This window comes from Vibrio scophthalmi LMG 19158 (assembly GCF_000222585.1).
Taxonomy (GTDB): Bacteria; Pseudomonadota; Gammaproteobacteria; order Enterobacterales; family Vibrionaceae; genus Vibrio; species Vibrio scophthalmi.
The window spans coordinates 25,574-51,194 of sequence record NZ_AFWE01000200.1 but is presented as its reverse complement, the minus strand read 5'-3'; the positions used below and the strand labels follow the sequence as shown (position 1 = coordinate 51,194).

The 25,621-nt window shown below is 42.5% G+C and carries 21 protein-coding genes, 1 tRNA gene and 1 pseudogene; 15 read left to right on the top strand and 8 right to left on the bottom strand.

Features of this window, described 5'->3' with window-relative positions:
* Position 1 precedes the first annotated feature (1 nt).
* Positions 2 to 778, bottom strand: a complete 777-nt coding sequence (gene bcsQ / locus RH88_RS17430) for a cellulose biosynthesis protein BcsQ (RefSeq protein WP_081467391.1) — start codon at positions 776 to 778, stop codon at positions 2 to 4.
* 671 nt (positions 779 to 1,449) lie between these two features.
* Between bcsQ and bcsE the strand changes: the two genes are divergently transcribed.
* The 3 genes from bcsE to bcsG are packed head-to-tail and all read left to right on the top strand — an operon-like array spanning position 1,450 to position 4,820.
* Positions 1,450 to 3,027 carry a cellulose biosynthesis protein BcsE gene (bcsE, locus tag RH88_RS17425; protein WP_005598478.1) on the top strand — a complete coding sequence of 526 codons (1,578 nt, stop codon included), beginning with the start codon at positions 1,450 to 1,452 and terminating at the stop codon, positions 3,025 to 3,027.
* 2 nt (positions 3,028 to 3,029) lie between these two features.
* Positions 3,030 to 3,191: a hypothetical protein gene (locus RH88_RS23755; protein WP_005598475.1), complete on the top strand. Its 162-nt coding sequence runs from the start codon at positions 3,030 to 3,032 to the stop codon at positions 3,189 to 3,191.
* A gap of 3 nt (positions 3,192 to 3,194) precedes the next feature.
* On the top strand, positions 3,195 to 4,820 hold the full coding sequence (bcsG, locus tag RH88_RS17420) for a cellulose biosynthesis protein BcsG (protein ID WP_005598471.1): 1,626 nt from the start codon (positions 3,195 to 3,197) through the stop codon (positions 4,818 to 4,820).
* Between the two features lie 185 nt (positions 4,821 to 5,005).
* Here bcsG and RH88_RS17415 read toward each other — a convergent pair whose 3' ends face one another.
* On the bottom strand, positions 5,006 to 5,359 hold the full coding sequence (locus RH88_RS17415) for a DMT family transporter (protein ID WP_005598469.1): 354 nt from the start codon (positions 5,357 to 5,359) through the stop codon (positions 5,006 to 5,008).
* 504 nt (positions 5,360 to 5,863) lie between these two features.
* Here RH88_RS17415 and RH88_RS23965 point away from each other — a divergent pair.
* Together RH88_RS23965 and RH88_RS17410 are read left to right on the top strand one after the other, a co-directional pair.
* Positions 5,864 to 6,007: pseudogene (locus RH88_RS23965) on the top strand (DUF393 domain-containing protein); the annotation flags it as partial.
* 53 nt (positions 6,008 to 6,060) lie between these two features.
* Entirely contained in the window at positions 6,061 to 7,380 is a 1,320-nt protein-coding gene (locus RH88_RS17410) for an ABC1 kinase family protein (protein WP_005598467.1), read from the top strand.
* A gap of 271 nt (positions 7,381 to 7,651) precedes the next feature.
* Here RH88_RS17410 and RH88_RS17405 read toward each other — a convergent pair whose 3' ends face one another.
* From RH88_RS17405 to RH88_RS17380, 6 genes are all read right to left on the bottom strand, one after another.
* Positions 7,652 to 8,293 carry a hypothetical protein gene (locus RH88_RS17405; RefSeq protein WP_005598465.1) on the bottom strand — a complete coding sequence of 214 codons (642 nt, stop codon included), beginning with the start codon at positions 8,291 to 8,293 and terminating at the stop codon, positions 7,652 to 7,654.
* A gap of 106 nt (positions 8,294 to 8,399) precedes the next feature.
* Positions 8,400 to 9,293, bottom strand: coding sequence for a hypothetical protein (locus RH88_RS17400; RefSeq protein WP_138944304.1), 894 nt, complete (start codon positions 9,291 to 9,293; stop codon positions 8,400 to 8,402).
* Positions 9,294 to 9,418: 125 nt separating this feature from the next.
* Entirely contained in the window at positions 9,419 to 10,129 is a 711-nt protein-coding gene (locus RH88_RS17395; protein WP_005598461.1) for a hypothetical protein, read from the bottom strand.
* A 731-nt stretch (positions 10,130 to 10,860) separates the two neighbouring features.
* Positions 10,861 to 10,935 (bottom strand) — tRNA-Gly (locus tag RH88_RS17390).
* A gap of 142 nt (positions 10,936 to 11,077) precedes the next feature.
* Positions 11,078 to 12,469 (bottom strand): sensor domain-containing diguanylate cyclase, encoded by a 1,392-nt coding sequence (locus RH88_RS17385; protein ID WP_005598460.1) that lies wholly within the window; start codon positions 12,467 to 12,469, stop codon positions 11,078 to 11,080.
* A gap of 211 nt (positions 12,470 to 12,680) precedes the next feature.
* Positions 12,681 to 13,220 carry a DUF3332 domain-containing protein gene (locus RH88_RS17380; RefSeq protein WP_174269665.1) on the bottom strand — a complete coding sequence of 180 codons (540 nt, stop codon included), beginning with the start codon at positions 13,218 to 13,220 and terminating at the stop codon, positions 12,681 to 12,683.
* Between the two features lie 410 nt (positions 13,221 to 13,630).
* Between RH88_RS17380 and RH88_RS17375 the strand changes: the two genes are divergently transcribed.
* The 10 genes from RH88_RS17375 to RH88_RS17330 all read left to right on the top strand — a co-directional run bounded on the left by RH88_RS17375 (position 13,631) and on the right by RH88_RS17330 (position 25,605).
* On the top strand, positions 13,631 to 14,863 hold the full coding sequence (locus RH88_RS17375) for an L-lactate MFS transporter (protein ID WP_005598456.1): 1,233 nt from the start codon (positions 13,631 to 13,633) through the stop codon (positions 14,861 to 14,863).
* Between the two features lie 222 nt (positions 14,864 to 15,085).
* On the top strand, positions 15,086 to 15,733 hold the full coding sequence (locus tag RH88_RS17370) for an AcfA family outer membrane beta-barrel protein (protein WP_005598454.1): 648 nt from the start codon (positions 15,086 to 15,088) through the stop codon (positions 15,731 to 15,733).
* A 74-nt stretch (positions 15,734 to 15,807) separates the two neighbouring features.
* Complete coding sequence (locus RH88_RS17365; protein WP_005598453.1) at positions 15,808 to 16,146, top strand: YgiW/YdeI family stress tolerance OB fold protein; 339 nt, start codon at positions 15,808 to 15,810, stop codon at positions 16,144 to 16,146.
* A gap of 175 nt (positions 16,147 to 16,321) precedes the next feature.
* Positions 16,322 to 17,080, top strand: a complete 759-nt coding sequence (locus RH88_RS17360; protein WP_005598451.1) for a response regulator transcription factor — start codon at positions 16,322 to 16,324, stop codon at positions 17,078 to 17,080.
* Positions 17,077 to 18,411 (top strand): HAMP domain-containing sensor histidine kinase, encoded by a 1,335-nt coding sequence (locus tag RH88_RS17355; RefSeq protein WP_005598449.1) that lies wholly within the window; start codon positions 17,077 to 17,079, stop codon positions 18,409 to 18,411. The genes RH88_RS17360 and RH88_RS17355 overlap by 4 nt, the downstream gene beginning before the upstream one ends.
* 238 nt (positions 18,412 to 18,649) lie before the next feature.
* Positions 18,650 to 20,566, top strand: a complete 1,917-nt coding sequence (locus RH88_RS17350; RefSeq protein ID WP_005598447.1) for a TonB-dependent receptor domain-containing protein — start codon at positions 18,650 to 18,652, stop codon at positions 20,564 to 20,566.
* 13 nt (positions 20,567 to 20,579) lie between these two features.
* The gene (locus RH88_RS17345; RefSeq protein WP_005598445.1) at positions 20,580 to 21,485 is read left to right on the top strand and encodes a siderophore ABC transporter substrate-binding protein; all 906 of its coding nucleotides are present in this window, start codon (positions 20,580 to 20,582) and stop codon (positions 21,483 to 21,485) included.
* Between the two features lie 214 nt (positions 21,486 to 21,699).
* Positions 21,700 to 22,899 (top strand): sugar efflux transporter, encoded by a 1,200-nt coding sequence (locus tag RH88_RS17340; RefSeq protein ID WP_005598443.1) that lies wholly within the window; start codon positions 21,700 to 21,702, stop codon positions 22,897 to 22,899.
* Positions 22,900 to 23,023: 124 nt separating this feature from the next.
* Positions 23,024 to 25,381, top strand: a complete 2,358-nt coding sequence (locus tag RH88_RS17335; RefSeq protein WP_005598441.1) for a fatty acid cis/trans isomerase — start codon at positions 23,024 to 23,026, stop codon at positions 25,379 to 25,381.
* Positions 25,382 to 25,419: 38 nt separating this feature from the next.
* Positions 25,420 to 25,605: a hypothetical protein gene (locus RH88_RS17330; RefSeq protein ID WP_005598439.1), complete on the top strand. Its 186-nt coding sequence runs from the start codon at positions 25,420 to 25,422 to the stop codon at positions 25,603 to 25,605.
* The last annotated feature ends 16 nt before the right edge of the window (positions 25,606 to 25,621 follow it).

Genomic DNA, 25,621 nt, shown 5'->3' with positions numbered 1-25,621 from the left:
CTTAGCCCTGTTCTGCGCTAGAAGAGAAAGCAGATACACACCAAAACGCGAGAGCTTGGTAATCTTTCGCTGCTTGGCTAATAGGTGAATAATGTTGAATTGTCGTTAGATTAGCAGCGCATTCTATTAGCGCGGTATCTTGATGCATCAATACAGGTACCAATAAGGTTTTTAGTTCTTGCTTGAGAACCAACGCAAGATCGCGCCCAATTTCAGTTTCCGGTTGATATTGATTGAGAATAAAACGGATTTTATCGTTATCCATGAGTTCACGTAGGACATGGTTGTGCTCAAAGAGCGACTGGAGTACTGCGTAATTCATCGCATCAGCCTTAATCACCACAAATATCATGTCCATTGAAGCAATAAAATCTTGCCATACTGGCGTGGAAATTTGCCAAAATTCACCGTGAAATAACTGCCACTGCGATGGCTCACAAACTGAAAGCAACCCCTGATTCAAGTCGTTGATCGGTTGGTTATTTGTTTGAGTAAAACTCTGATGTAGGATTTCATTTGATTGGCCATATGGTAAAAAATCCACACCTTGAGGGCTTGAAAAACCAGCCTCATTCCACAGCGTTCCCCCCATCATACGGACCGCCCAACCATCATTCTCATCGTAGGGTGTACCAAAATGAAGGCGTAACAAGTTCTCCGCAGATACATCTATAGCGAGCACAGGTTTATTGATCTTCACTAATGACTGAGCCAAATTCGCAGTCACTGTTGTCGAGCCACATCCTCGTCTTAAACTGACGACAAGAAGGCGTTTCATGCTGTTTCCGTTGTAAGAACTAATGATTTCGAACTCCTGTCCGCGGCGATAGAACCAACATGATGGCGCTGACTCTGTAACACTAGCCACTTATTTTTCACTTGTATGTACGATTCATTTTCAGCGGTTTCAACATATTGATGTTGAACCAAGTCATATGAAGAGTAGATCGAATTGATATCTTTTGCGGGCTGTGACAAAACATCTTTTCCACATTACAGGCACATTCGTTTGGAGTGCGGACTTCCTCGTCGAGCACTATCAATCCAAATAAATGACGCTAATAACGACTGATGCACCTAACCTGCGCATCCAAAGCGATACAACACGATTCGATATCACAATGTAAAACATTGCATATTCGTGCTGTGTCTCCTTAAGTGATGTTTTTCAGAACTGAGTTTGAAAGTAAGTTGTAATTATCCGTTTACGACATATAAGCTAAAATCTCATTCACCGACATAATCAATACACCCGATGAGAACACGAAATTTGCTTATAAACATCAAGGACAACAATGCTATATGTAATTTTACTTTTGATCAAATTGGTTTAATATCTGCACGTCATTTTTTTGTCATAATCGACTAGAATTTCAGAACAAACAAGCATAAGCGTCTGGATTATGGCGCAAAAAACCACATTAAATCACTGAAAGAAAGGCAATTATCATGTCATCAACAATCGGATTACCGGCAGCGACCAGTGAGTTAGAAAATAAGTCTACCTATGTCAATTTATTTACTAACAAGCACATGACAATTGAGTTTCTTTTAAATGTTTTGAATAAAAAACAAACAAACATTCTACTCAGCTGCATCGACAAACAGTCGATTCTATCGGGACTTGATACCACTCAAACCGCAACGTTCAATGCCTTACAAAATCATTATTTCAGCTCAAGGTATTTTATTAACGAGAGAAGTCAAAAAAAAGCGATCAGTCCTATCGCTTTAACGAAAGACATCCAAGCGATCAATGTCCCACCACAAACACATGTCATTTTATTGCTTTCCGACGCATCACTTGCCCACTACAGTGATGAAGAAATAGACACATTTCTAAGCAACTTAGCCGCTTTCGCTAGCAAAACGAAAACCAAATTAAACCTGTGTATTTTTGGTCATTTAGCCACCTCAGTTCTAAAACCTAAACTGTTAACTCACAATCGTACACTTGCAGGGCTAGCAAGCATGACCGCTCTTGATGAATCGCGCTTTAGCTATTGGATTGACTTTTGGTCTAATCGCCATGGCGTCATCGCTGCACAAGAATTTGTATTAACTCGTCAGAATGAGGCATCTCTGTTAGCTAGCCAACACAACCATAGCCCTATTCAACCGTTAAGTGAGGATAAGTCTGATAGCGAGCGTGTCTATATCGTAAGAGCGGCTTTAGGTGATACGTCAAAAGCCCCTCCAAATATGCATGTTGCCGAGAGTAATCAGCATTTAATTGGCCTATTAGATAGCCCTAGAGCATCAACCATCATTTTTAGCTGTTCAAGCCAAGAAGAAGTACAGCAACTCGCTATCGCTTGTTACCAAATGAGGGTAAAAGCTGGCTCACAATTAAAGATCATCATTAGAGAAACGCAGCAATGTTTGCGCTATGCCGATGAAAAATACCTACTGCGATCAGGAGTCAATCTTATTTGTCCTGTCCAAGTCCCCCCAATGCGCTTTATGACTCAAGTAGAAGCCATTCAAGGGCAATTGTTAACGCGCCCTATTCCTTCGAGCCTAGACGCTTTAACCAAATACGACTTATCATTTGGCAGTAAAGGCTATCTACGCGGTAAAGAGTTTACCCGCTACTGCAATGATGTAATTTCAGTTTCGGCACAATCAAAGGTCAACTTTGCCTTAATAAAACTCACTTTTTTACCAGGGATGCAAGCAGAGGAATGTCTACGACTTTGCCACGTTAAGCGCGATGGTGATGTGGTTACCGCCACGCAAAAAGCTCTGTATGTGTTATTCAGCGCCATACGTCACAGCGACATTGATATTGCATTAAACAATATTTTCGAATTCCCCGTTCGCGATTTGTTTCACTCAATGCGTACATTTGAAACTCAGTATGACATTGACTCTGAACTAAAATACATCCTAGAGGATGAAGCTTTGATCTCAAAAGAAGTCACGGATCTGACGACTGAGACGCAAATTTTTCCCGAACAGAACCCAGCGATAACGGATGTACCAACTCTCTTTGCCATCAAAAAAACGATCGCGCTAAAAGGATAACTATGAACATCAACGATTTCTTGCTCACAGTCGGTATTAGCTTATTTGTTGGTATCGTTATTGGGTTTTTCCTACGAGATATGTTGCACGCACTTCGCACCCTTTATACAAAACGATTTAAACGCTCTGCCTATTTTGAACTTGACACAAAACAAGAAGAATAACCCATGACATCGAAAACGCTTGCGAACTCCATACCGTCAATCGGATTGGGTTGGTGGAACATCTATTTCATCATCAAAATCGCCCTATTTTCACAAGGGGTGATCGATTTTCACCCTCTGTATAACTTCGCATTATTATTCGCTATTTTGCTACCAATTAAGAGCAAGGGGCTTAATCGTACCCGTCATGTTCTGGCCGCGTTTATCGCAGTATGGTTGCTGCATTTTGACTCTTACTTACCCCCTCTCGAGCGATTGTGGGCGCAAGCTGGGCAATTAATGCAGTTCGAATTAAGCTATCTAATCGAACTGCTTGGGCGCTTTGTCACGCCTCATGCAGTGATAGCGCTGTTTGTCATTTGTGCGGCTTACGCAATCCTCAGCAAGTACCTACGTGTATCCGTACTGGTTGTCATTGCGATGTGCTATATCAGCTTTCCAAGTATCACTACATCCAAGCCTGAATCGATCACCGAGAACAAAGAAGCCGAACAATCAGAAGTACAAGTTACCGACAACGCACCTGTATCCGTTGCTGAAATCAACGACAACACGCTTAATGCTCTAACCGCAGAATTTTTTGCTCAAGAGGCATCACGAAAGGTCGATTTCAATCGTCAAACCGCACAAGATGCACCCTTTGATTTACTACTACTGAGTATTTGCTCGGTCGCTTGGGATGATATCGAAATTGCAGGACTCGAAAATCATCCACTGTTTAAAGAGTTCGACATTATGTTCGACAACTTTAGCTCTGCCACCTCTTACAGTGGGCCTGCTGTGATCCGTTTATTAAGAGCAAGTTGCGGCCAGCCAGAACATAGCCAATTATTCGCTCCTGCACCAAACAAACAGTGCTACTTGTTCGATGATCTCAAACAATTAGGCTTTGGTGAAAATTTGGTCATGAACCACAACGGCGTATTTGATAGCTTTTTAGAGCTAATTAAAAAAGATGGTGATATACAAGCAGACTTAATGTCACAACAAGGCTTCACGCCTTACCAAAAGTCATTTGACGGCTCAAACATCTTTCGCGATAAACAAGTTCTCGATAACTGGTGGCAAGAGCGACTAAAAAGCGACGACGACAAAATTTTCACGCTATACAACTCAATCTCACTGCACGACGGAAACCGAATCATCAACGCCAACTCAACCACGTCGATGGTGAGTTACAAAAAGCGCCTCAAAAATTTACTAGACGATTTGTACGCGTTCTTTAAAACCTTAGAAGCATCAGGAAGGAACATCGTTGTCGCACTGGTCCCTGAACATGGCGCGGGAATGCGGGGAGATCGGATGCAAATATCCGGCATGCGTGAGATCCCTGCCCCAACGATCATCCATACCCCTGTCGGCTTGAAGATTTTTGGTAAAGATATCCAACGCCAAGGCGAAACCAAACATGTAGAAGCACCTTCCAGCTATTTGGCGCTATCACAATTAATTGCCAATATTCTGGATAAAAATATCTATCAAGTTAAACAGTTTGATCCTGAAAACTTAACCGCCAATTTGCCTGAGACTAAAGTTGTCGCGCAGAACTCTGGTTCCACCGTGATAGAAGTGAATGGTAAATACTACGTATCATTAGATGGTAAGAGTTGGATTGAATATCCTAATTGATATTGGATATCCCAATTGATAAAAGGGGCAGCCTATCCAGTTAATTAGCGCCTCACTCAAACACATCAAAGATAATCAAAGCCCGTCTGACTAGACGGGCTTATTGTCGATAATATCGAGAACGACACCTTAACGGACTCTTAAGCTGCATATAATGCAAACTGTTTACTTGATATTACAATGGGTTAGTGACCGACTGATTTAGATAGCAAATTAACGATCAATACTCCTGAAATAATAAACGCAAGACCAATTACCGCCGGTAAATCAAGCTTTTGGCCATAGAGAAAGTAGCTAACGGTTGCCACAAGTACGATACCAGCCCCACTCCAGATTGCGTATACAATGCCGACAGGCATTGTTTTGACCGTAACCGATAGCAGAAAGAACGCAACGCCATAGCCGAAAAGAACAATTAAACTCGGTGAAAGCTTGGTAAATTGTTCAGTTTTCGGTATGAATGAAGTTGCTATCACCTCGGCAACAATTGCAATACTCAAGGCGATGCCAGCAGGAATAGACGTAATATATTGAAACATAAATCAGGTACAACCATTTAACAGAATAGGAACGGCTCATATTCTTAACGAGCGAATTATAATCATAAATCCCATCATTGCTATGATTAACTCAATGGTGTTGTTTGGTTGTAGTACGCAAGGTAAGGACACGAAAATTCGGTTAAAAAAAGCAGTTCACAAACCGATTTGATTACTATTCAAAACGAAAGATACGCAAAAACACGCCGTTAAGCGCTTTTGCAATTTATTTCATATGATGGGAATTATGATGCCAATTGTTGAAGACTAAATTATCTATTTTCTAGATGTCAGGCCAAATTCACTATGCCCCTCTATATGGCATGACATGACGCCCGCTGATCTCTATAGCGAAAGCCCATAATTATAGGGTCGGATAACTGAGTAAAATGATCCACCTAATCGGGGATTGCGTACAAATTGAGACGACAAAAAAATAAAGTAAATCAATAGCTCCACTGACGAAGTTTTTACTAAGGGATGTACACATTGTGCTAGAAAGAGATACTAGCGCTTGCCAAACATGATACCGAGAAAACATTACAAACAATCTATAGTAGAGCCTTTTTAGACTACCCTCAGATTGATACGGACGCAGCCAATACCATTTTGTATGTTTTAGGAAAGCTACTGCTGGGTTTAGGTATACACTAGCAAGCATGGAACTTTGTAATGAACCTTGATACCCAAAGAGAGCCTTTATGTCGACAAAAGAAAGAAGTCTACCTACCCATCGCTTTTCAAGATTCAGTAAGTTCGCATCGCTCGCGACTCGAGTAGCCGGAAGTGTCATCACAGAAGGCACGAAACAGCTCGCGCAAGGAAACAAACCCAAAGCAAAAGACTTGCTATTAACACCCCAAAATATTGCCCGACTCACCGATCAACTGGCGCATTTACGCGGCGCAGCGATGAAACTCGGTCAAATGCTGTCGATGGATGCAGGTGATATTCTTGAACCCGAGTTAGCCAACATTCTCGCTCGCCTGCGTTCAGACGCCGACCCACTGCCAGCCAAGCAGCTCAACCAAGTGTTAGAAAATTCACTCGGAACAAACTGGAAAGCAGAGTTTATCTCCTTCAACTTCAAACCCATCGCCAGTGCATCCATCGGTCAAGTTCACCAAGCCTACAGCGATGCCGGTGATAAATTGGCCGTCAAAGTTCAGTATCCAGGGATCAGAAAAAGTATCGATAGCGATGTGAATAATGTCGGTACTCTGCTCAAAATTGTTGGCTTGATTCCAGAATCGGTCGATTACAAAAGTTTGTTGGAAGAAGCAAAAAAACAACTACACGATGAAGCCGATTATGCTCGAGAGGCAGATTACGCGACTCGATATTACAATGTACTAAATGGAAGTTCTCACTTTGTGGTTCCCAAAGTTTACCTACAAAGCTCATCCGAATCGGTGCTAGCGATGGATTTCATCGAAGGCTGTTCTATCGAAAAAATAGAAAATGACGACCAACAGACACGCGATTTTGTCATGCAAAGCCTGCTTGAGCTAATGTTCAAAGAGCTGTTTGACTTCAAAATGGTGCAAACCGATCCCAACTTCGCTAATTACTTGTATTTAGAGCAAACACGTCAAATTGGCTTATTGGATTTTGGCGCTACTCGTGAATACAGCGATCGATTCAGTGATGGTTATCGTTTGGCTTTCACATCTGTAGTTAATCATGATGAGCAGGGACTAAACAAAGCCCTAGAGCAAATTGGATATTTTAGCGAGACCATTCTCCCAGACCAACGCCAAGCCATTCTCAACTTAGTAAAAATAGCATGTGAACCCATGCTTGTTGATGAAGATTACGACTTCAAAGCCAGTGGTTTAGCACAAAGGCTTCGTGAAGCAGGAACCATACTCAGTATGGAGCAAGAGTATTGGCATACACCTCCAGCCGATGCCCTATTTCTCCACCGCAAGATAGGAGGCATGTACCTACTGGCATCTCGCCTTGGAGCCAAGGTGAATATTAGGCGCTTGGTAGAGCCCCATTTGCTCACCGATAGCTGATTTTTATGCGATTTCGGTCTTTAAAGTGAATGCAAAGCAAATCCGCGCTAAGCGCTCTAGTCAGCCCCGGTTATCTAGACAATACACAGATAAGAAAAAGTAGGTCAAACCACCTGTGAGTGATTCATGAGATTGGGCATACGGGCATGAAAAGTGACATTTCTGAGCCCAAAAGCGCCCCATAAAGGTTCTGGACAAAAATCGTTTAGCGGGATTGCTCTAAACGACTTACGCCAGATTAGAAAAAGTATCTTGAAACCTTAAATGATTGTTAGCTCTCGGACTTAAATACTTCATGCGATAGATATATGTTCATATTTTCATATATTGGGGTGATATACCTTATGACCAATGGAGCCAATTCCTTGCAGTTAATCAAATCACTTACCCATGAAGAGCAGTCATCTTCCATGAAGGACGCTTTAGACTTTACACCTAATTCAGTCATTATTTCTTGTACTTTTTTGTTTGGTGCTTGGTCCTTTTCTAGCAACTCACCCTTGTAATGAACAAGTTCGTTACGTAGTGCTTTTACCATGTTAAATGATTTAAAAGGTTCTTTGGTGTGCTCCCAGCATTTTCCATCAGTAACCTTGACGATCATATTCCACTTTTCGGCTGTCGATTTACGCGAGTATTTTTCCTGAACTTGTTTCCATATTGAGTCTTCGTCACCAATAGATGCATACATACTGATCAGTTCATTTAGCTTTGCTTCAATTGCTGAAATTGAAAACAAAATACAAGACATATTAGCAGAACGAATTTGGTAGATTTTGTCGGAATTTTTAGCAATATGAGCATTGTACTTACACCCTTCAAACAAGTCCGTAGAGAAGTCATACATCGAAGCACCAATAGTTGCCCCCTCACATGTATCACCATTTGTTTCATCATAAATCCAGAACTGCATATTTTCTCCTAGATAGCTATATACCCCACTGAACCAGCCAAGAACACCAGACTCCGAACCAAAACCGCCGAGTGTAACGCAGCACCTTGATTGCCACTTGTTAGCACTACGTATCTAGCATATCCCATTCTTCACCAAGCACCCAACGTAATGCGGATACTTTCCCATTTAGCATTCCCCATTCAAAATCATCCCAACCGAGATTTTCTTTTCCAAATTTATCTTCAACTTTTTTAGCTGAGGCGAGTGCACCTTCCCAGATTTCAGGGGCGACTTTCTCACCAAGAAATTCAACTTTATAACGCAAATTTAAATGACGGTTATACCAAACCTTTTGGATCATATCGTCTAGTTCAATCAGTATTTCATCAACACTACGGTCGTAGTCATGCTCATGCATGTTCAACGTGTAATTTTTAAACTCACTATAATCAGCGGCTAATAGTTCTAATTTTTCAGTGTAGAAATTAAGCTTATGCTCCTGTTGTGCAAAGAAAGCTAATTGCTCTTCTTTTGTTAACTCAACATCAAGATACTCTAATCTAACTCCATAATTAGAAGGTTGATCAAGGATGCTACTCACTCTTTCCAAGTGATATACCGTCACCTCAAAATTAACAGATTCGTCTAATGTGTGGCGCTGAGATAATGAGAGCTCTTGATTCGTAATAAATACAATTCCATCAGCTTTATTTTTTATTACACCAAGAGCATCGCCATCAAATTTACTCTTTATTTCGCTGAACGACTTTTGACCTCGAGGGAAATATACCGCACCAACATATTTCTTTGAGTTTTTGGCACATAAAATGTCTTTCCCTCCATCCCGACCACCTAAGGGGTGAGAAGGGTCAACTGAGTGGTATTGCTCAGATTTAAGGATATGAGCTGAAATTCTTTCTGCTGCTTTCTGCCCCTTTGTCCAATTTAGTAAACGAAACCAAGTTTCGTCACCCTCAGAAGATCTTCTATTGCTCAACTTTCTCTCCAAAATATCCATGTAGTCCTGTTAAGGTATAAGCAACGCTACCACCAAACCTAAACCTTACCACCGTAAACACAAAACCCAACACGGAGCTGAAAATGCCAAGCGTTGGGAATCTGCTTGAATTGCTTGTATGTGTATTACCCAAAGGTTTCCAAAATACTATTTTCTAGCTCTTTCTTTTTCATGACTGTCTTGTGATTACGAGTTTTGAACCTAATACCAAAAGAGATAAAGTGATGAAATATAATGAGATGGCTTCTGTTTTTTGACCAGACAACACACTCATCTTCTGCGACAACCCATGATTTTGAGTTGGATTCTAGGTCTTTGATGGGATTGCTAGAAAACTTGTTCCCATAATTTTGCGCAAAACTTGAATGAACCTGTTTATTGAAGAAGCGAATATGCATAACGTCTCGCTTTTCGCTGAATACTCGTTGATGCTTTAGGAAAAACAAACCCTTACCAAAAAACGTTGCATAGTCGATCAACTCTTGGCCATAAACTGGCATTTTAGCTTCAACGTGGTCACCTACCTCTACAGCACTATCATACATTTCCCAAAGACGGTTAGGCACGTTCTTACGTTTAGTAAAAGCACGAACTAGTGCTTTTACAGCTAGCTCACTGTCACTGGATTGGCATCGGGCAATCAGACCAAATATTTCATCCAATGTACCTTTTTCAGAATTGCACTTACGACAGGCATAGAAGTCACCCTCTCCGTTGTTTCTCTTTCGCGATAAAGTTGTATTTGGAACAAGATGCTCTACAGAACGACTGTTGAGCAAATTCTCGCCTTTTACCATTGCGACTGAACAATAAGGACAAATACTGTTTGCGATCAATTTGTTAGTTCCTCTATACACATACCGCTTATTAGCCGAAAAATTGTCGTCTTTCGCCCCTCTATAATGCAGCCTTTCTCATATCAGTTCAATTAATTAACAATCAATAGGTTAAGTCAAGTGAAGGAAAGTTAGGCTGCAAGATGTCTCCTAATAACGGTAATGCTGATTTATCAACTCGTTCGGATAATATTTGGTAGGGGAAACACACGTTAATAAGTATGTTACGAACTTCTACTCTAAGAAGCTTTGGGGCATTTTTGATTTTGACTGATTTGTGCAACAGGCTGTTGCAAAATTGAGAGACGGCTTGTTTTACGAACAAGCGAGCCTGATTTTAGCGAACAACCTGTTGCCCCAATTTTTCTTATGAAGATTTACCGTGCTCTAAACACATTACGAAAACGCACGGGGTCAGGTCTTGTAGTTTGGGAATTAACATTCGAAAGCAATCTGCTACAAAATACTAATTAGTAGAAATTACATTTTGGCTTTGATTGTAAGTGTAACAAAAGAAGGTGTTACGTTTAGCGGATTAGCATTTCTAATATTGAGCTGATAATTTGGGACCATACCAAATGAACTTAACGTAAATAGCGCTAGTCTCAATATGGTCTCAGCAAAGAAAAAAGAATAACTAGGATTACTATTCCAAACGACAGATACGAAAAAACACGCTGTTAAGCGTTTTATTTTCAATAACTTGGGATTGGTAAAACTTTAGAAAGGATTGGAGCGTACTGCGGGAATCGAACCCGCATCATCAGCTTGGAAGGCTGAGGTAATAGCCATTATACGAAGTACGCACACTGTGTCTCGAAGACGTAGTTAATATGCCACAGATAATTGAAAATGAAAGCTATTTTTATCTAACTTAGGTTTGTTTGCTTGGTATTTGTTCACCTTGCTGGTTAAAAGCACAATCTGGTAAGTCATCGGTGAGTTGAGCTATTGCGTTATTGGTTTTAATGAATCACTGCCCTGCTCTACAATTTCCATCACAACTTGATCTTTTCCTTTCATCTTCGCTTGATACATTAATCTGTCTGCCTCTGAAAGTGAGATCGCCTCACTACTCTTCTTATAGTAAGCACAGCCGAGGCTTATCGTTACATGTTGGGCATCATCAAATACTTTAAGTTGACGTACAACATCACACAGTGCTTCCGCGTAGTACGAGGCTTCTTCAACCGTACTGTTGCGACAAACCGCAGCAAATTCCTCGCCACCTATTCGGCCGATCAAATACGAGCTTTTTGAGACTTGTTTCACCGCTTTACCGACTTGTTGAATCACGACATCACCAACCTGATGGCCGTAGGTATCATTAATCGTTTTAAAGTCATCAATATCAAACAGCAATACACTCACGCTACTACCTTGAGCCACCGTCTTACTAAACTCTTGATAAAAGTGGCGTCGATTACTCAACCCTGTCAGTTGGTCTGTTTCAGACAAACATCTTAGTTCGCTATTGGCCTTCTCTAATTGTCGCGTTTTTGCTTTTACCGCCATTCTCAACATAATCATGTAGCTGATGATCGCGATAATCATCAACATAAGCAGCAGCGGCATTAAATAATTAGGGTAAACAGTTTCGATGTACATCCAACGATTAAATATACGATGCTTATCTTCTTCACTGATTTGGCTCATGCCTTCCGCTATTTTAAGTAGCATTCCTCCATTGCCTTCCGCTACTGCGGGCCTCACGATTCCAGAATAGAGGTGAAAAACACTAGCGAATTGATCACTTCGCCCGACGCTTTGAAAATAGAAATTGGCCACTTGGAGATCAGCGACAAAAGCATCGATACGCCCTTCAAAAGCGGCTTTGATCAGTTCTTGGTTGTTGGAATAGTTGACTGTCGCCAATTTGGGAAAGTTCTTACTCGCATATTCTTGTTCAAATCCGCCTTCAACCACGCCAAGTGTAAAGTTATGCTCTCCCGTTATGAGTTCTGAAATTTCATAACTAAGCATTGTCTTATTAACAAATAGCTGGGTGTCAATGGTCAGAATAGGTTGGCTAAAATCTAAATATCGGTCTCGCTCTTTCGACAGTAATAAGCCTGCATGGAAATCGGCACGCCCATCAGCCACCGCTTTAAGCGAATCGGCCCAATCGAGTAATAAAAATTCAACGGGCTGCCCTGTGACACGAGAATACTCACGCCAATAGTCAATCAGTATTCCTGCAGGTTGACCGCTACTGTTGATAAATGAAAATGGTTTCCACGCTTTAGAGTTAGCGATGATAAGAGTTTCGCTCTGGTCGGTCTGTTCAGCAGAAGATGCTGATGCAATAACAAATAGAAGCAGTGATAAAAAACGAGACACAACAGCCACCAAAACAACAGACAACGGATCACTAAATAAGACTTAGCAATATGAATAGGAATTATTCCCTACCTGTATATAGTCTAAATACAGTAATCATTCGTTACGCCATTGAGTTTATACGACAGACATCACATACCTTTGCTGGGCATTTTCCGTCGGGCACAAAAAAGCCCTCAATTTTTGAGGGCTTGAAATCCTAGCGCTTCAATTAGATTTGAGCTGAGGTAATGTAATCGCTCAACTCTTGGTTAGAAACGGTTGTTACTAACTCATCATTCAAGTAAAAGTCTACACTTTCAGCGCCTTTGACACCGCGCAACACTTTGTGTTGGCCGTCAATATAGGTAATGTCCATCTGCATGGTGTCTTCATCAATTTGCGACATGGTCGCATTCTCGATGTTATTGGTGCTGGTTAGCGGTACGCCCGTTAATGCAGGATCCAATTGACCATTCACTTTGATGTAGTTTTTGGTTGGCGTATCGACAACCGCTGGAGAACGACCCGATACCGGGTTAGTACCCGTCCAAAATTCAATTGAGTTGAAGATGAATAGGTCAATCGTACCAGCCAAACCATATACTGGTGATAGAAGTAAGAATACACCTTCACGACCGTAGCGGTTGTCGACAATCTCAAGGTTGAATTTCGACACAAGTCCAGTTGTCGCCATTTGACCCATACAGCCCGTTAGAGACGAAACGCTCAGCGCCGTTACCACCGCCATTGTTACTGCTTTTGCTTTCATTATTACTACCAAAATTTCAAATTCGGCGCGCATGCTACTCTCAGTCATCTATCTTGCAAAGAGATATAAGCCTTAATTGACAGAAAACTAACCGGTTTCAAATAGTGCTAACCGCCAGTTAATATCTCTTCATATAGAAATAAATACAGTAACTTATTCCTTTTTGGATGCATTCGTTTGGTTGATGGATTCAAGCCAATTCCACTCAGCCTTTAAAGCACAAAGAAGCAACATAAACACCAAATTATTAACATACAGAATTAATTTTAAGAATCGCAGAAAAAGAGATTCCAATCACACTTCAATTGGTTATAATTCGCGCCCATTGCGCTTTATGTTGATAAACGCAAACTTATTTTTAATATATCGAGTGTTAACCATCCTCAGAAATGGGGACAAATGAGAAGAATATGAGCAAGATTGATAAAGCTTCACGTATCCTTTTAGCAGGATTCTGTATCAACCTTTGTCTTGGCATCCTGTATGCTTGGAGTGTGTTTAATAAAGCGTTAGTCACTGAATCTGGTTGGAGTGCTGCAGAAGCATCTGCACCATACGCAACAGCAACTATCACTTTCTCTATCTGTCTTCTTGTTGCAGGCATCCTTCAAGACCGTATGGGTCCTCGCATGATCCTTATCCTAGGTACAGTTCTTACTGGCCTTGGCATGATCGCGTCTGGTTTTGTTAATACACCAATGATGCTAAACATCACTTTCGGTGTAATTACTGGTGCTGGTATCGGTTTTGGTTACGCGTGTCTTTCACCTTCAGCGATGAAATGGTTCCACCCGTCGAAGAAAGGTATGGTTAACGGTCTAATCGCTGCAGGTTTTGGCCTTGCTGCTATTTACCTTGCACCAGTGACTTCTGCACTGATCGATAGCATGGGCATTCAAACCAGCTTTAAGATCCTAGGTGTTGGTATTTTGTTGATTGCAGTTCCTCTAGCGGCAACCATCAACAACCCAGCGGCAGATTACACGCCAGCTGAGCCTAAACTAAAAGAAGGCCAAGCACCTAAAGCGGTTAAGAAATCTGAAGACCTAACTTGGAAAGCAATGCTTAAAACACCACAGTTTTACTCACTGTGGATCATGTACGCACTTGCAGCGTCAGTTGGTCTTATGATCATCGGTAACATCACTACAATCGCAAGCGTGCAAGCTAACCTGCCAAACGCAGTTTACCTAGCATCGCTTCTAGCAATCTTTAACTCAGGCGGCCGTGTTTGTGCAGGTATGCTTGCAGATAAGATTGGTGGTGTTCGCACTCTTCTTCTAGCGTTCGTTCTACAAGGTATCAACATGGTACTGTTCGCAACGTTCCAATCAGAAGTAACATTGATCATCGGTACTGCGGTTGCAGCAGTAGGTTACGGTACGCTACTAGCGGTATTCCCTACTCTAACCGCTGAGTTCTACGGCCTGAAAAACTACGGTACTAACTACGGTGTGCTTTACACATCATGGGGTATTGGTGGTGCAATCGGCGCGGCAGTTGTTGGTTTCTCAATGACTAACGGTGACGGTTACGGCCTAGCTTACACAATCTCTGCAGTAATGATGGCTGTGTGTATTGTACTAGCACTTGTGACTAAGCCTCTTTCAGAAGCAAAAGTTGCTGAGCTGAAAAACGCATAATTGCGAATTGATTTAAAACGAAAGGCTTAACCTAACGGTTAGGCCTTTTTTACATCTATATCTAGCTTGAACTTCTAACCCATTCATCTGCTGACTGTTTATTTGCGAAAGCATAAATTTCACCTCTTCAGATTATCTCAACAAGGCTTACACTTCTTTATTCACGAACGCTTCACATTCTTGCACGCATACTATGCGCACAATAACTAAGAGAATGAAATCATGAAGAAAAGTTTACTCGGTCTGCTCGTTATCTGTTCTTTTTCTGCAACGGCAGCACCCTATGTTGGATTGGAATATGGTTTTGGTTCAAGCAATACCGATTTTGACAGCACTTTCAAAGCTGAAGGCATCAAACTCGAACCCAAATCAGATGATGGCATCATGGCTGTATTTCTTGGCTACTCCGTTTCCCCTTCATGGGCCGTAGAGCTTGGTTACAGCCAATTTGACCTTGACGATAGCCAGTCGAAAAAACTAGGTATCGCCAACGTGGGAGGTAAAGATTATCACCATGAAATGGAATGGGATTCATCAGTAAAAGCAAAACAGATCTCTCTTGCACCTGTTTTCACCTATGCTTTAAACGATCGCTGGTCGACTAAACTTAAAGCCGGTCTAACCTATACTCAGTACAAGTCGAGTGAAAGCAAATCTGAAGAATACGAGCTGGTTACTAACGACGACATCGAAATGGACAACAACCTATTTCATCGTTCATCAGACAGTAATGAGATTGGAGCAATGTTTGCACTCGGTACCGAATACGCAGTTCTACCGCAATTAACTGTGGGTGCAAATGTTAAGTATCAGCTAGATAACTATGCCAATACGGCCTCATTCAACCTAGGCACAACCTATTACTTCTAAACTAATGCATCTAAACTAATGCATCTAAACTAATACTTCTAAACTATTACTTCTGAATAATAAGAGAAATCAAAATGAAAAAAATGCTCACACTCTCTGCTTTATTACTTGCTTCCAGTTCTGCTTTCGCGGCTTTCAACGGCCCTGAAGTTGCCTCAATCAATGCGGTAAATGAAGCTCTCAATGCAAAAGACGATAGCTTTGTCATCCTAACGGGCAATATCACCAAGTCTTTAGGTAATGAAATGTACTTGTTTGAAGATAAAACGGGTGAAATTCAGATCGAAATCGACGATGACAACTGGATGGGCGTTGATGTGACTCCACAAGATATTGTTGTGATTCGCGGTGAAGTCGACGGAGAGTGGACAACCACCACTATTGATGTTGATACTATTCAAAAGCTTAAATAAGCGCCAACCCCAGCTCTGTACAACCCGCCTAGCGCGGGTTTTTTTATGAAAAATTTGCTCAAAGGTGTCATCTCACACGCAAAACTTACATTCACATAACCTATTCTTTTGAGTAAATTGAAAGTTAATTAAATATAATTGATAATGCGAATCATATTCACTTAGGTAAATTATGATGTTTGATGCATTTCACTCAAGCCCGGTTACAAGCTCTTCATTGAGTCACGAAGATAGTACGTCTACCCGAACAATATTGTTGGTAGAGGATGATCTTAATCTCAACCATCAGCTCACCGCACTGCTGCAAGCAAATAGTTACACCGTCACCAACCTGGAGTGTGGTGCGCAAGCGTTAACTCTATTGAAAATGCGTCAGTTTGATTTGATCTTATTGGATGTTAACGTGCCCAATATTGATGGTTTTGGCTTACTAAAATACGTACGTTCTCACTCGCGAACCCCCGTCATTATGCTGACCGCATATGGGGCAGAAGAACATAGAATAAAAGGATTGCGCAACGGTGCAGATGATTACATTAGCAAGCCATGCAATTTCGAAGAAGTGAAACTAAGAATAGAGGCAGTGCTTCGTCGAACCCAGCAATTAGCCGCTCCAACTTCCTCACGTTACCTTAGTTATCAAGAATTAACGCTCGACAAACAATCCTACCAAGTCACCGTGACCAAATATGATGGTGAAGAGCAATTAGTTCTCACCCCGATACAATTCAAATTACTTTGGACTCTGGTACAGCATAAAGGCGCAGTACAGAGTAAACCTTTTCTCTATCAAGCTGTTTTAGAACGTGAATTTAGCCCTTATGACCGGGCACTTGATATGCATTTAAGCCGCGTGCGTAAGCAACTTTCTTCGCTTGGTATGGCGCAAGGACGCATCCAAACGGTTCATGGCAAGGGATACATCATCAAATGAAACGGATTTTATTTTGGCGCTTATTTGTCATTCTTTCTCTTGGCGGAGTGATGTTCTTTTCATTGCTGCACAGCGCTGCATTGCTCTCCAATGAAAAAATGAGCTACATCGAAACACAGCACCAACAAGAAATACTTCAATGGGGAGAAACTGCACAACAATTTATAGAACAAGGTGATACGCAAGGCCTAAACCAATGGTTAACGCAACTCGCTAACCAAGAACAAACCTGGGCGACCGTAGTGAAATCGCAAATTGACGTGGTAAGCGGCAATCCTCTCAATCAACGTTTTTGGTCAGGCTACGGCATTGGCCGGAATGTAGAGTGGAAAATCCATCTCGATTTCCCGGACAATCCCATAATGGAAGTGGCACTCTCGCCCAGTAATCATCACTTTTTGATTATATTGCCCGAACGTATGCGCCCAGGCAGTTATATGTCTCACGCTTTTTGGCTATTTCGCTTAGTGATCCCATTTATTGCCCTACTCAGTTTAACCATCTACTTATATCGTTACGTAATGCGTCCTCTGCGTAGTTTTCAAAAAGCAACCGATGCTTTTAGCCAAGGAAACTATCAAGCGAGAGTAAGCCATTACCTTACTCTGGGTAACGACGAGATGAGTCAGGTCGCGAAGACATTTGACATGATGGCAGAACGCACCGAGAACGTCATAGAACACAACCGCAACCTAATTGCTGAGATGTCCCATGAAATTCGTACTCCGCTCGCTCGAGTTGAAATGGCAACAGATTGCGTGGAAAGCCAGATTGATTCTCACACTATGGTTGAACGTATCCGCACCGAGGTTAAAAATATCCGTCATATGGCGGAAGATACCCTAACTCTGGCGTGGTTAGAAAACGAACGCCCTAACTTATGCCAAGAGTCTTTCGATTTAACTGAATTACTTGATGCCATCATTGAAGATGCTCGATTTGAATACCCAGACCGGACGATTTCCTGTCAAATGCCCGCGAGTATGATGTTAACTCACTCGAATCAACGTGCCCTTTCTCAAGCGTTAGAAAACATCATTCGTAACGGTCTGCGTTACACGCCTGCAGGGGAAATTTTAATGATCACAGCCGACAACTCAGAACACGCTATCAGCATTACCATCTCAGATTCCGGCCCCGGGCTTGACCCTTCACTGACCAAAACCATCTTCCGTCCTTTCTTTAAGGCCAATAACCAGAAAGATGCTCGAAAAGGCTTTGGGGTTGGGTTGGCATTGGCTAAACGCCACATAGAAGCGGTTAATGGCACCGTAGAGGCCAAAAATGGCAGAGGTAAGGGGCTCGATATGGTCGTACTACTACCCGCCTGAAATGATGAGATGAGATCGCTAAAAAGAGTGCCGATTTAACAACTTCACGATAACTCACAAACAGCTTAAATAGGCGATAAAGAGCTGTTTATCCGGTTATTTGCATGACAAACATAAAAGCCTTATAGCGTTCAGGGCATTGATTTGTAACAGTTGTAAAAGTCATTTACTCAATATGGGCAAATCTTCAAAATCCACAACCGATAATAATTCTCATTTAATCAAGGAGTTTACGGGAATGGATACCGTATTTAAGTTAAGCCCAGTGGCAATTGCCCTCATCGCATTTTCAACATCCGCTCAAGAAACAGAAGTTATTGAAGTCACGGGACAACAGCTCATTGGGGTTGATACCATCATCACCGCTGAAGAGCTTTCTCAACGTCAAGCGAGTGATTTGAACGATGTCTTTCGTAACGATCCTGAAGTTACCGTCGGCGGCTCTTCAGGGATCAGTCAAAAAATTTATGTCCGTGGCCTTGAAGATACCATGCTCAATGTCACGATTGACGGCGCACAGCAAACAAGTAATCTGTTCCACCATCAAGGTCGTTTATCGATTGAGCCTGAACTGCTAAAACAAGTCGATATCAGTGCCGGTGCAGGCCGTGCAACCAATGGACCTGGCGCTTTGGGTGGTGCAATCCAGTTCAAAACAAAAGATGCCCACGATCTTCTGCACAATGGCGATAAGTTTGGTGCACAAGTTAAAACAGGTTATTACACCAATAACAAAGGTCAAAAATACTCAGCAAGCGTTTACGGCGAAGTCACTGAAGGGCTTGGCTTACTCGCTACCTACGGCTATGTCGATGGCGATAACATCAAAGATGGCAACGGCGACGAACAAGACTATACCGCCACAGAGCAGCACGTTGGCCTGATTAAGCTTTCAGGGCAAATTAATCCCAATCACTACCTTTCTCTTGCGTATGATTTTCGTGATGACGATGGTACGCGCCTAACGAAACCGCACTTCCAACCTAGCTTTAAAAATACGCCGCTTGAACAAGAAGCCGATCGTAAAACCGCGACGTTAAACTACCGCTACACGCAAGGAAACTATATAGCGATTGACGCAACAGCGTACAATACCCGTTCACGAATTGCGCACCTCGACAATCCTCGATGGGGCACGAGCGATGGCACCATCGAGACCTTTGGCGGAAAACTGTTTAATACGGCAACAGTGCAACAGCATACTGTCATCATTGGGGCAGACTACCGCGATGATGAATCAGAATTTGAAACCAACTGGGATGGCAATCGCTTTGACCATGAAAAAGGCAAAGTCTACGGCCTATTTATCCAAGATGATTGGCAGATTAGCGACTCGGTATTACTAAGCGCTGGTGCTCGTTACGATTGGTATAAGCTCACTGATAACATCGACCAAGAGTTTGAATCCTCGGGCTTTAGCCCTAATGTAGCTATCGATTACGAAGTGGCCTCTGGCGTGGTGCTTTTTGCTAATTATGCCGAAGCCTTTCGCGGCCAAACCGCTAAAGAGTTATTTATTATCGATTGGTATGAAAACGATCCTAATCGCGGACCAGAGCGCGCAAAAAACTTTGAGTTTGGTACCCGCGTAATGAAAGATAACTTCTTTGCCGGAATCACCGTGTTTGATAGCCGAATTAAAGATGTCGTCGACAAAGATGCCACCAGCGGTCATTACACCAACGTTGGTGAACTCATTACCACTGGCGTCACCGCCTATGTAGGCGGCCATGTTGGCCAATTTTCAACGCAGCTTGGCTACAATCAATCGAAGCCGGAGCTCAACGGCGTTCCTTTGAGTGATGGTGACAGTACATTGGGTACCTCAATCGGCGACACATGGGTGCTTGATCTTAACTATACCGTATCTCAAGCGCTGCAGTTTGGTTGGACATCCACCTTCGTTGAGCGCCTTTCAGATGTTGCGGATGAATCAACCTATCCTGAAAAGCCTGGCTACGGCGTTCATGACCTCTATGCGCAATGGCAGCCTATCACCAACGAAGAACTCATTCTCACTTTCTCTGTGAAGAATGTGTTTGATAAGCAATACTTCGATCATGGCTCTTACATGGGCATTATTGGTAGTGAAGTCGCACAAGGCTACGCATCTGCTGGTCGTGATCTTCGATTCAACCTTAGCTACGCGTTTTAGAAAGGTACCGCCCATGTTTAACACCGCCAAGATATGGCTATTGACCGCCCTGATGGCGGTCTCTCCTTTTGCTATCAGCGAGACGATCACTATCGAACATCCTTTAGGTTCAACCTTAGTGACAACTCAACCAACTCGTATCGTGGTACTTGGAATGGATGCACTCGATGTACTCGATTATCTTGAAATTAAGCCTATCGGCGTAGTCAAAAGGCCTATGCCTGAGTATCTATCCAAATATCAAGATCAAGAATATGCCAGCGTCGGGACGTTGCACGAGCCTGATTTTGAGACAATTTATTCCTTAAAACCTGATTTAATCATCGCCAGCAATCGCAGTTCCTCAGCCTACGAAGAATTATCTAAAATTGCGCCAACCGTTGTTTTCATGGTCGATTCACGTCGATTCTGGCCGACGACTCAGCTGGCATGGCGCATGATAGGGGATATTTTTCAGCGCAATGAGGAGATCGAGAAAATCATCACGGCAACCGAGAGCAAAATCAACTCTATTGCTCATGTCGCCTCCGCAAAACAAGCTCGAGCACTAATGGTAATGGCCAATGGCGACAACATTACAACCTTTGGCGCGGGCTCTCGTTACAATGCCATTTTTGATGAATTTGGTTTCAAACAAGTGGTAAACAATAACGTGACTGCGGCTCATGGCGATTTGATCAGCTATGAATTTATCGCAGAAGCCAACCCCGATTATCTATTGGTGATCGACAGAGATAAAGCAATCGGTCGTCAATCAGGCTCAGCAAAACAAGGCTTTAGCAATGCACTGATTAATCAGACCAATGCCGGCAAGCAAAATCGTATCACGGAGTTAAATCCACAAGCTTGGTACATCTCTGCCAGTGGAATCACCGCCACGCAAATCATGATTAACGATATTACGATGGCATTAGAGTAGCAGCGATGCCATTTTTGCCGCGAGCGCCACCTCGCGGCCTTTTTCTTTATCGTCTGAGCACAAAATAAGAATTTATCCGAGCCATTTTATTGTGCGATTGAGTTCAATGTTCCAACTAATTTATCAACTAATAAACAACCACTTAGCTTTACACTAGACGTTCTCATAACCTTTGTCACTATGCCCTACGCGGGTACAATCAGAGAGCATTCCCTTGGGTAATCTTCGTGCATTATTAAGCGGACAAAGCGGCGTGCTGTTCGCGATCAACTGTGTGACCGCACTTTCGTTTGCGTTTATGTTACCCGTCATGAGCCTATTTCTCATAACGGAACTCAATACCCCACCCGCCTATTTAGGAATCTACACCACTTTAACGTCGATCATCACCATTATGGTCAGCCAAAAACTAACCGGATTAATAGACCGAGGTGTTTCCAGTAAACATCTGTTTTGTTTCGCGTTGTGCGGCATTATCGTTTCCGCGATCGGCTTTTCATATGCTGAAAACTTCTGGCACGCTCTCTTAATTGGTTGCACCGCTATGCCAATTGCTTCGAGTGCAATCCCACTGATTCTGACCATGGTCAGAAACTATGCCGATGCAAGCGGACAAAATAGCGCCAAAATTAATTCACAGATGCGCTCATCAGTATCATTATTGTGGATATTCGGTCCACCACTGGCCTTTATATCCGTTGATAAATTCGGCTTCACCACCAATTATTATCTATCTATTAGTTTCGCGCTGTTGGTATTACTCATCGTTACCTTAACGCTAAAGACGCCAACAACGAATAGAAGCAATCAGAAAAAAACGGCCAATACTTCATTACCAAAGCAGGTGTGGTTTCTGGCCTTAATTGTATTACTCGCAAATATTGGCAACAGCACTTATATCAATGGTATGCCGCTGCTAGTCACTCGTGAACTTAATTTACCAACATCTTATCCTGGCTTTTTGTTTGGCCTTACCGCTGCGGTAGAAATTCCGGTGATGCTAATGGCGGTCAATTGGGCTGAGCGCTGGGGTAAACCAGCGGTAATACGCTGGGGATTTATGAGTGCTGTCTTGTTTTATATTGGCATGTTGCACGCACAAACAATGCCAGCACTGTTAGCCCTACAAATATTGAACGGCATCTTTTTCGGCATTTTTGTCGGTCTCGGTGTGACCATTATGCAGGATTATTCTCCCGGCAGTATTGGAAAAGCCTCAGCTATCTACACTAACGCCATGCTCGTTGGCACAATGATTGGCACGAGTTCTATGGGAATTATCTCTCAATATTTTGGTTTTAGAATGATTCTATTTTCTAGCCTGGTAGCCATTAGCTGCGCTTTAATTGCCCTGACCGGATTCATACTAAAAAATCCACTTCAAGATGATAATCAAGCATCAACAGTGAACTAAATTGTGAATTTGTCAGAAAAAACCTACATTTTCGCTTAAACACTAAACAGTTGTAATCTCATGACTAACCAGTTTGATAATCAGTCGTTATACTTACGATAACTTCAAACTACTACGATATACCATGAGTTTACGTAAAATATTCCTTCTTTGTCTGGTCACCATTTTTTCAGGCTGCGCCACCTATGCTGGCTTAAACTTCGACCAATTATTTGGTGAGCCTCAAGTTCGTGAACGCCGAGCTGATATAGGTAGCGAAGCCAGCAATCAATTTTTGGATGACGTAAAACCCATCATCAATAACCGCTGTGTCGTTTGCCATGCCTGTTATGATGCGCCATGCCAGTTGAAAATGAGTTCCGTCGAAGGGATAGATCGTGGCGCAAGTAAAGCACTCGTCTATGAAGGCACTCGTTTAACGGCCACAACACCAACACGTCTGTTTGAAGATGCTGACACCACTGAGCAGTGGCGAGCACTTGGTTTTCACCCAGTACTCAATGAGCGTGATCAAAACTCAACCGCCAACATTGAAGCCGGTTTAGTCGCTCGCTTGTTAGTACAGAAAGAAGAACACCCTTTACCCGCTCAAGTGCAGTTAGAAGGATTTGATTTTGCTACCGATCGTGACCAAGTATGCCCAACCATTGAAGAACTCGATCAATATCAAAATGATTACCCAACTTGGGGAATGCCTTATGGTATGCCTAACCTTTCTAAGCAGGAATACTCTACGCTAATCAATTGGCTAAATGATGGCGCCATAATGAATAAAGCGATTCCTCTGACGTTTGAACAACAAACGCTAGTCAACGTTTATGAGACACTATTTAATGGTGATAGTCATAAACATCAACTGGTCGCACGCTATGTTTATGAGCACCTGTATTTGTCTCATCTCTATTTTTCAGAACTTGATGACGCGAAGCCCCGCTTTTTCACTTTAGTTCGCTCGACAACTCCTCCAGGCCAGCCGGTAAAGCGTATCGCCACTCGCCGCCCTTATGATGACCCACAAGTGGCACGTGTGTACTACCGTCTTATTCCTGAGCAAGGCACTATCGTTGATAAAACGCATATGCCGTTCGCTCTCAATGAACAACGCATGCGACACTGGCAAAGCTGGTTTTTCTCCGATGACTATCAGGTAGAAACATTGCCTAGTTATGATGCTGACGTCGCCGCGAATCCGATGACAGCTTTTACTGCACTACCTGTGAAAGCACGTTTTAAGTTCATGCTCGATAACGCGCAAAACACCATTTCTGCCTTTATCAAAGGCCCAGTTTGTCGCGGACAACTAGCATTGAATGTTATCAATGATCACTTCTGGGTTTTCTTCTTAGATCCCGACAAGTCAGATTTACCTGAGGTCAACGCCTTTTATCGTGCTCAACAAGATAACCTCAAACTGCCAAGCGAATTGGAAAGTAACACGTTACCGATCACTAACTGGGTTTCCTATTCGCGTCAGCAAGCACGCTACTTAGAAGCTAAGTCCGACTTTATCAACCAGACTTTTAAAGATGGTCAATACCTAGATACCAATCTTATCTGGACAGGCAATGGCACCAACCCTAATGCAGCTCTGACGATTTTTAGACATTTCGATAGTGCGTCAGTGGTACGCGGAATGGTAGGCCAACAACCTAAAACCGCATGGGTTTTAGATTATGCCTTGCTAGAGCGTATTCACTACTTATTGGTGGCTGGATTTGATGTATACGGCAATTTTGGCCATCAACTGATCACTCGCATGTTCATGGACTTTTTGCGTCTTGAGGGTGAAAGCAACTTTGTTGCCCTACTGCCACGTGATGTGCGCCATAAAGAACAATCAAGCTGGTACCAAAACCAAAGCTCACAGCTCAGTGATTACTTACAGCGTAATGTGAAACCGTTTGATCAACCTACTCAAGTTCCTTATCACACCAACGATCCTAAGAAAGAGTTGTTCGATATTTTACAGCATAAACTCGAACCCATTCTCACGGACCGCTATGAGATCGTCAATACAGGCTTTAGTGCTGATAACCAAGCATTGCTACGTCAAATCAGCCATATCCAAGGTGAAGGCTTGCGCCCTATTCCGCAGATCATGATGCTGATGATTGAAAGCGATAAGGGCCATCAGCAACTGTTTACGTTATTGCACAATAATGCGCATACCAACATCTCTAGCTTATTCGATGAGGAGAGCAATCGAGATTATGCTCATGATTCGCTGACCTTAGTCAGAGGAGTGATCGGCAGTTATCCTGCTGCGTACCTATCTCTTGAAGATAGTCAAATCCCTGCCCTAGTAAATATGTTGAAAAATATGCGCAGCGAAGATGACTACGTTAAGTTATTGGATGCCTTCTCGATTCGCCGAAGTAATCCCGATTTTTGGTCTTTCAGTGACCGTGTTCACCGTTGGTACCAGCAAGATCAACCGATCGAATTCGGATTACTTGACTACAATAGATTTGAGAATAGGTAGAAATCATTAACTCTTCTTTCCTATTTGAGGAGGTGTGTATGAGCAGCCAAGATACGATACGATCTATCGAACAACAGATTTACGTGGCTTGTTCAGAAGGTGACTACGATACCCTTAACATGCTTGAACATCAGTTAGAACGGCTTCGCAGTAAAGCGGAACACCCTTTTGACGATGATCCTTATGCGCCAGAGGGAAAAATCTTCCCCGACGATGAGTGGTAAGTCGCCCTGCATATTT